The sequence below is a fragment of the Escherichia sp. WS547 genome (assembly GCF_046486065.1).
Classification (GTDB): domain Bacteria; phylum Pseudomonadota; class Gammaproteobacteria; order Enterobacterales; family Enterobacteriaceae; genus Escherichia; species Escherichia coli.
Window position 1 is genome coordinate 83,798 of sequence record NZ_JBJQMA010000021.1, and the last position, 6,997, is coordinate 90,794.

Sequence of the window (6,997 nt, forward strand, 5' to 3'; positions counted from 1 at the left end):
GAGTTTTATATAAAAGCAATTAACTGATTTATATAGCTTATTTGACATGCATCGCAGAATTTTCTCTGCTATTTCGCATAAAGACTATCGGCAATGTCTCACAAAGAGTATGGCTTTTACTTACAACGCTCACGCCGAAAAATCCGCCTTTTATTATGGTTCAGGTATAATCGCCGCAAAGCTTTGACTGACGGAGACGACCGCTTTGACTAATTTGAATTATCAACAGACGCATTTTGTGATGAGTGCGCCTGATATTCGCCACCTACCTTCCGATACCGGAATTGAAGTGGCTTTTGCAGGCCGTTCCAACGCAGGTAAATCCAGCGCGCTGAACACGCTGACTAACCAGAAAAGCCTGGCTCGTACCTCAAAAACCCCAGGGCGCACCCAGCTTATCAACCTGTTTGAAGTGGCTGACGGCAAGCGTCTGGTTGACCTGCCCGGCTATGGCTACGCGGAAGTCCCGGAAGAGATGAAGCGCAAATGGCAACGCGCGCTCGGCGAATACCTCGAAAAACGTCAGAGCCTGCAAGGTCTGGTGGTGCTAATGGATATTCGCCATCCGCTGAAAGATTTGGATCAGCAGATGATTGAGTGGGCGGTAGACAGCAATATCGCCGTGCTGGTGCTGCTGACCAAAGCGGACAAACTGGCAAGCGGCGCACGTAAAGCGCAATTGAATATGGTGCGTGAAGCGGTGCTGGCGTTTAACGGTGATGTGCAGGTTGAAACGTTTTCTTCGTTGAAGAAACAAGGCGTGGACAAGCTGCGGCAGAAACTGGATACCTGGTTTAGCGAGATGCAGCCTGTAGAAGAAACGCAGGACGGCGAATGATTTTCTTGCCTTAATGCTTGTGCCGGATGTGGCGTATCCGGCCCGTAAATTCAATAGATTACGATTTTACCGTTGGCCTGATAAACATGGCGTATCAGGCATTACGGATCTTTTCTTTCGCCCAATAAAAAACGCCCCAGTCATTACTGATTGGGGCGGCTAAAATATTCAGCCAAATCCGATTACGTGAAGTAAAAGGTCTGAAAGATAGAACATCTTACCTCTGTACCCTACGCGACTAACTTTACTCTTTTTTGTTCAGTTCAGAAAGCACTTTTTGTAATTTTTTTTCAGTTGTTGCATAGGAATTTCTAATAGCCATCACAAAACGTGACAGCTTATGTTGCTTACTTACGAAAAAAGGGCATGTTCAGGCGAATCTTAGTGCGCCTGATCCCAGTTTTCGCCACTCCCCACTTCCACCAGCAACGGCACATCCAGACGGGTACAGTTTTCCATCAGTTGATGAATCTGCTTCGCGACGGCATCGACATCATCTTTATGAACTTCAAATACCAGTTCATCGTGTACCTGCATGATCATACGTACACGCGGTTGCTCAGCCTGTAGCCACGCATCAACGGCAATCATCGCCCGTTTGATAATGTCGGCGGCGGTTCCCTGCATTGGCGCGTTAATGGCTGCACGTTCAGCCGCTGCACGACGAGCCCCATTGCTGGATTTGATATCCGGCAGATACAGACGGCGTCCGTCCAGCGTTTCAACGTAGCCCTGCTCTTTCGCCTGAGCACGGGTGCGTTCCATATACTCCAGCACGCCAGGGTAGCGTTCGAAGTAAAGGTCCATGTACTTCTGCGCTTCTTTACGTGGAATGTTCAATTGCCGCGCCAGACCGAAAGCACTCATGCCATAAATCAGACCAAAGTTGATCGCTTTCGCGCTACGGCGTTGCTCGCTGGTTACGGTTTCCAGTGGCAAACCAAACACTTCTGCCGCCGTAGCCCGGTGGATATCTTTTCCTTCCGCGAATGCGGTCAGCAAGCCTTTGTCACGCGAGAGATGCGCCATAATGCGCAGTTCAATCTGCGAGTAGTCCGCCGAGACAATCACATAATCCTCTGGCGCAATAAACGCCTGGCGGATACGACGACCTTCTTCGTTACGCACCGGAATGTTTTGCAGGTTAGGATCGGTTGACGATAAACGTCCCGTTGCGGTTACTGCCTGGTGATAAGAGGTATGTACACGCCCGGTTTTCGGGTTGATCATCAGCGGTAGCTTGTCGGTGTAGGTCGATTTCAGCTTCGCCAGACCACGATACTCCAGAATCACTTTTGGCAACGGATAGTCCAGCGCCAGTTCTTCCAGTACCTCTTCCGACGTTGACGGCGCGCCACCCGGCGTTTTCTTCAGCGGTTTAATGCCCTGTTTTTCAAACAGAATGGTTTGTAACTGCTTGGTGGAAGAAAGGTTAAATTCCTCACCTGCAATTTCATGCGCTTTCTTTTCCAGCTCAGCCAGACGAAGGGTGAGCTCTTCAGAATGATTGTGCAGCACTTTCGGATCGATCTTCACACCGTTACGTTCAATGCGTGAAAGCACTGGCACCAGCGGCATTTCGATATTCTCGAAGACGTTCAACGGCCCTTTGTGTTTTTGCAGATCCGGCCACATTTTCAGATGCAACTGCAAGGTGACATCAGCATCTTCGGCGGCGTAACGTCCGGCCTCTTCGAGGGCAATCTGGTTAAAGGTCAGTTGATTTTTGCCTTTACCCGCAATCTCTTCAAAAGTGATGGTTTTGTGCTTCAACCAACGTTCCGCGAGGCTGTCCATATCGTGACGCCCGGCAACGCTATTGAGAATGTAGGACTCCAGCATGGTATCAAACGCAATCCCACGCAGCTCAATGCCGTAATTCGCCAGAATACCGCGATCGTATTTCAGGTTTTGCCCAACCTTCAGCGCCTTTTCATCTTCCAGCAGCGGTTTTAGCAACTCGAGTGCACGCTCGCGAGAGATTTGATCGGGCGCATCAAGATAATCATGAGCAACCGGAATATATGCCGCTACGCCTGGCTCGATAGCAAAAGAAAGCCCGACCAGGTTAGCAGAGATGTTATCAAGGCTGTCGGTTTCGGTATCAAATGCAAATACCGGCGCTTTTTCCAGCTTCGCAATCCACGCTTTCAGTGTTTCTTCATCAAGGATGGTGACGTAGTTGTCATAAGAAATCACCGTTGCCGTCACTTCTGGTGCTTCGTCTGCAACACTGGTTTCCTGTGGCTTCGCGGCTGGTTTTGCCCCTTTGGCCTGTAACCATTTGCCCGCTTCGACATCAGCAGTCCAGCGTTTGAACTCATACTTTTTGAACAGCCCCAACAACTCTTCCGCTGCCGGTTGCTGCACTTCCAGTTGTTCACAGGTCAGCTCCAGTTCAACGTCGGTTTTAATCGTCGCCAGCTGGTATGAGAGATAAGCAACTTCTTTGTTTTGCTCGAGCTTCGCTGCCATTGTTTTCGCGCCACGGAAGCTCAACCCGGCAATTTTTTCTGGCTCGGCATACAGCGTATCCAGGCCGCCAAGACCTTGCAGCAATGCCTGCGCGGTTTTTTCACCGACGCCCGGTACGCCAGGGATGTTATCGGAGGAGTCACCCATCAGCGCCAGGAAGTCGATGATCAGTTCTGGCGGCACGCCGTACTTATTCACCACCTCTTCCGGTCCGAGGATGGTATTCGTCATGGTATTGATAAGCGTAATATTTGGCGTCACCAGCTGCGCCATATCTTTATCGCCAGTGCTGATCAGCACCGGACGCCCGGCTTTTTCGGCTTCGCGCGCCAGAGTACCGATAACGTCGTCCGCTTCTACGCCAGAAACCGCCAGCAGCGGCAGTCCCATCGCTTTAACCATCGCGTGCAGAGGTTCGATTTGTGCTCGCAGATCGTCCGGCATTGGCGGGCGATGTGATTTGTAATGTTCAAACAGTTCATCACGAAAGGTTTTTCCCTTGGCGTCAAAGACCACCGCTGCATGCGTCGGTTTATATTGCATGATCAGACTGCGCAGCATGTTGAGGACACCATACATCGCACCGGTCGGCTCGCCTGCGCTGTTAGTCAGCGGGGGAAACGCGTGATATGCGCGATAAAGATAAGATGAACCATCTACAAGGATAAGTGGATTTTGGGGGATCTGAACCATAATGTCCGTGCCTGTTTATCAGATTATGGGTAAAGGATGCCACAGACAGGATGAAAACATGAGTTTTTCACCGCTTTTCGTGAAAATCTTTTGTAGATCTTCTGGATCGCTCGCAAATCGTCATGTGGATAACTTTGTGCATAAATTATTTACATCGCTTTTAATTTATTATCATGCTTTTTACAGCATGATGTTTGTCTTTGTTTTTCATGCAGTTAAAAATAAGACCATCCCTAGTAATTAAGATAATGGGATTTTTTCTAATGTGGATAGATATGAATTATTTTTCTCCTTAAGGATCATCCGTTATTTGGGTCGTTTTCTGCTAAAATCTGCGCCTTGCGCTTCTTTAGCGCACTGTCTATGGCTAACCTTTTGAATAAATTCATTATGACGAGAATACTCGCTGCGATAACCCTTTTGCTGAGTATCGTATTGACCATTTTGGTCACTATTTTTTGTTCCGTCCCGATCATCATTGCCGGGATTGTAAAACTATTGCTACCTGTGCCAGTCATTTGGCGAAAGGTTTCGCGCTTTTGTGATTTTATGATGTATTGCTGGTGTGAATGCCTTGCGGTATTACTGCATCTGAACCCACACCTGCAATGGGAAGTTCACGGGCTGGAAGGGTTAAGTAAGAAGAACTGGTATCTGCTTATTTGTAACCACCGTAGTTGGGCAGATATTGTCGTACTGTGCGTGCTGTTTCGTAAGCACATTCCGATGAATAAATATTTCCTCAAGCAGCAGCTGGCCTGGGTGCCTTTTCTTGGCCTGGCATGCTGGGCGCTGGATATGCCGTTTATGAAGCGTTATTCCCGCGCTTATTTATTACGTCATCCGGAGCGACGTGGTAAAGATGTTGAAACCACTCGGCGTTCTTGTGAAAAGTTTCGCCTGCATCCCACCACCATTGTCAATTTCGTTGAAGGCTCCCGTTTCACGCAAGAAAAACATCAGCAAACCCACTCCACTTTTCAAAACTTGTTGCCACCAAAGGCGGCAGGCATTGCGATGGCGCTAAATGTACTGGGTAAACAATTCGATAAACTGCTTAATGTTACGCTGTGTTATCCGGACAATAACCGTCAGCCGTTCTTCGATATGTTAAGCGGTAAACTGACGCGGATTGTCGTACATGTGGATTTACAGCCTATTGCCGATGAGTTACATGGCGACTACATCAATGACAAAAGCTTTAAGCGCCATTTTCAGCAATGGCTGAACTCACTGTGGCAGGAAAAAGACCGGCTTCTGACGTCGTTGATGTCATCACAGCGGCAGGACAAGTAAATTTTGCTCGCCTCTGAATGAGCAGAGGCGAGTGAGTATTTTAATGAACAAAACGTCCGGCACGAGACATAAATTCTTCTTCGCTCATCTCCTGTCCGTTAAAAACAACTTTACCCGGTGTATAACGCAGTTGCAGCGAGGCGGTATTGTTGTCAATCGTGATTAACTGAAACATCTGACCTAAGGTCATCATCCCGCTGATTTGTTTATCAGCCTGCTTTTGCGCTTTTTCAGCATCCATCCCTTCAGATAAATTAAGCTGTTTTGCGGTTTCTGTGACGACATTAAGCGGTAACTTCACATCAAAATTGAGCGATTTAATATCTTTGTTTGTGGATGATGAGGATTTGGCTGGGTCGGCAATACTGATATCCAGATTGGCATTTAGTTCGCCGAGTGCGTTCTTCCATCTTACCGGTTGTTTAATGGTCGGCTCACTTTTTTGTAATAACGGTAAATACTCTTTGAACAATGCAGCATTCACTTCTTGCAGAGCAACTTCATCGTTTGCTAACTCAGGGTGTGCAGCAAGCTGCTTCTGCATCGCAATGTTATACTGGATGATAAATTGGCGCACCGCTGAGGGATCAATAGATTCAGCAATCAATGACCACTCACCACTACCGAGTTTCTGATTCCCTTTTGTTAACTTATCAAGTTCGTAGGTCAGATTGACATTGATATAATCTTTGTCTTTAACGCGATCCAGCCTGGTTTTTGCAACGAAAGCATCGATTTGGGCAACGTCTTCCCCGTGATTGATAATGTTAATCTGATTAAATTTCGACTCGCTTTCACCAACCGGAAATTTCTTTTCTTCTAATCGCGCCAGAGAATCAATGGTAAAACTTTTCGCCGTTACTTTGTTCATTGGTGATAATTGCAGAACAATATCTTCGACTTTGCCTTCAATATCCAGGTTAGACAATGAACTACCATCACCATTAAAAGTAAACTGGCCCTCACCAAAAGAAAACTTTCCATATTTTGCAGGGGCAACATCTAATGTCGTGGAGAATGAGCCACCAAACGCGAATCGCAATGTCGCTTCCACGGGCGATTTATTTTTTGCGGCGATAAATAGCGGTTGTGTCAGTTCATTATTCACTAAGTTCACTTTTGCCGCTGCCAGTGCGGGGATGACATTACTACGCATTAACATTGTGATGGGCAACGGACCGTGCTCAACATCCACATCAAATGCAACTTTCTGGCCTGGCTTGATATTGAGATCGGGTGCACCGTTATCAAATGTTATTTGCATTTGAAAATGAGAATTAAAAAAGCCTTTGTCAAAGTTTTTATAACTTAACGTCATATCGTAGGCATGTTCACCTTTCTTTTTAGCATCGTTAAAATCTTTAATAAACTTTTCGACACCAGGCTGAATTTGCGTACCTGTGTACCATGTGCCACCCCCCCAGATTACGGCTAACGCAACAATAACACCTGTAGCTGACTTACGTATCATATAAATATTCCCTGATAAAACAGCAAAACTTTGAATATCCACTTATGCTGAAATAATGTCCAGCGGCAGGACGCATTATCAGAATGTATTTATATTTATTAAATAATAAATATATATCCTCCGGCATAGCCGGAGGTTTTTCAAATGCGCCTATAAGGCTCTCTTACCAGCCGCGCCCTAACAGGCGCACACGATCTGACATTTGCATCCAACTTCGTTACTTA

Annotated in this window: 4 protein-coding genes; 2 read left to right on the forward strand and 2 right to left on the reverse strand. The window is 46.9% G+C overall.

All coding sequences use genetic code 11. The annotated features are described in order from the left end of the window. The first annotated feature begins 205 nt into the window (after positions 1 to 205). A complete protein-coding gene (yihA, locus tag ACJHWK_RS17970; RefSeq protein ID WP_000183349.1) occupies positions 206 to 838 on the forward strand; it encodes a ribosome biogenesis GTP-binding protein YihA/YsxC in 633 nt (210 codons plus the stop codon). Positions 839 to 1,219: 381 nt separating this feature from the next. Here yihA and polA read toward each other — a convergent pair whose 3' ends face one another. Continuing rightward, positions 1,220 to 4,006, reverse strand: coding sequence for a DNA polymerase I (polA, locus tag ACJHWK_RS17975; protein ID WP_000250006.1), 2,787 nt, complete (start codon positions 4,004 to 4,006; stop codon positions 1,220 to 1,222). 363 nt (positions 4,007 to 4,369) lie between these two features. Here polA and ACJHWK_RS17980 point away from each other — a divergent pair, with 363 nt between their 5' ends. Continuing rightward, on the forward strand, positions 4,370 to 5,302 hold the full coding sequence (locus ACJHWK_RS17980; RefSeq protein ID WP_001521788.1) for an acyltransferase: 933 nt from the start codon (positions 4,370 to 4,372) through the stop codon (positions 5,300 to 5,302). Between the two features lie 40 nt (positions 5,303 to 5,342). Here ACJHWK_RS17980 and ACJHWK_RS17985 read toward each other — a convergent pair whose 3' ends face one another. Continuing rightward, the gene (locus ACJHWK_RS17985) at positions 5,343 to 6,773 is read right to left on the reverse strand and encodes a DUF945 family protein (RefSeq protein ID WP_001521787.1); all 1,431 of its coding nucleotides are present in this window, start codon (positions 6,771 to 6,773) and stop codon (positions 5,343 to 5,345) included. Positions 6,774 to 6,997: the final 224 nt, after the last annotated feature.

Excerpts from the sequence above, each read along its gene's own strand:
- polA (WP_000250006.1), bottom strand. The coding sequence starts at position 4,006 with ATGGTTCAGATCCCCCAAAATCCACTTATCCTTGTAGATGGTTCATCT.
- ACJHWK_RS17980 (WP_001521788.1), top strand. The coding sequence starts at position 4,370 with ATGGCTAACCTTTTGAATAAATTCATTATGACGAGAATACTCGCTGCG.
- ACJHWK_RS17985 (WP_001521787.1), bottom strand. The coding sequence starts at position 6,773 with ATGATACGTAAGTCAGCTACAGGTGTTATTGTTGCGTTAGCCGTAATC.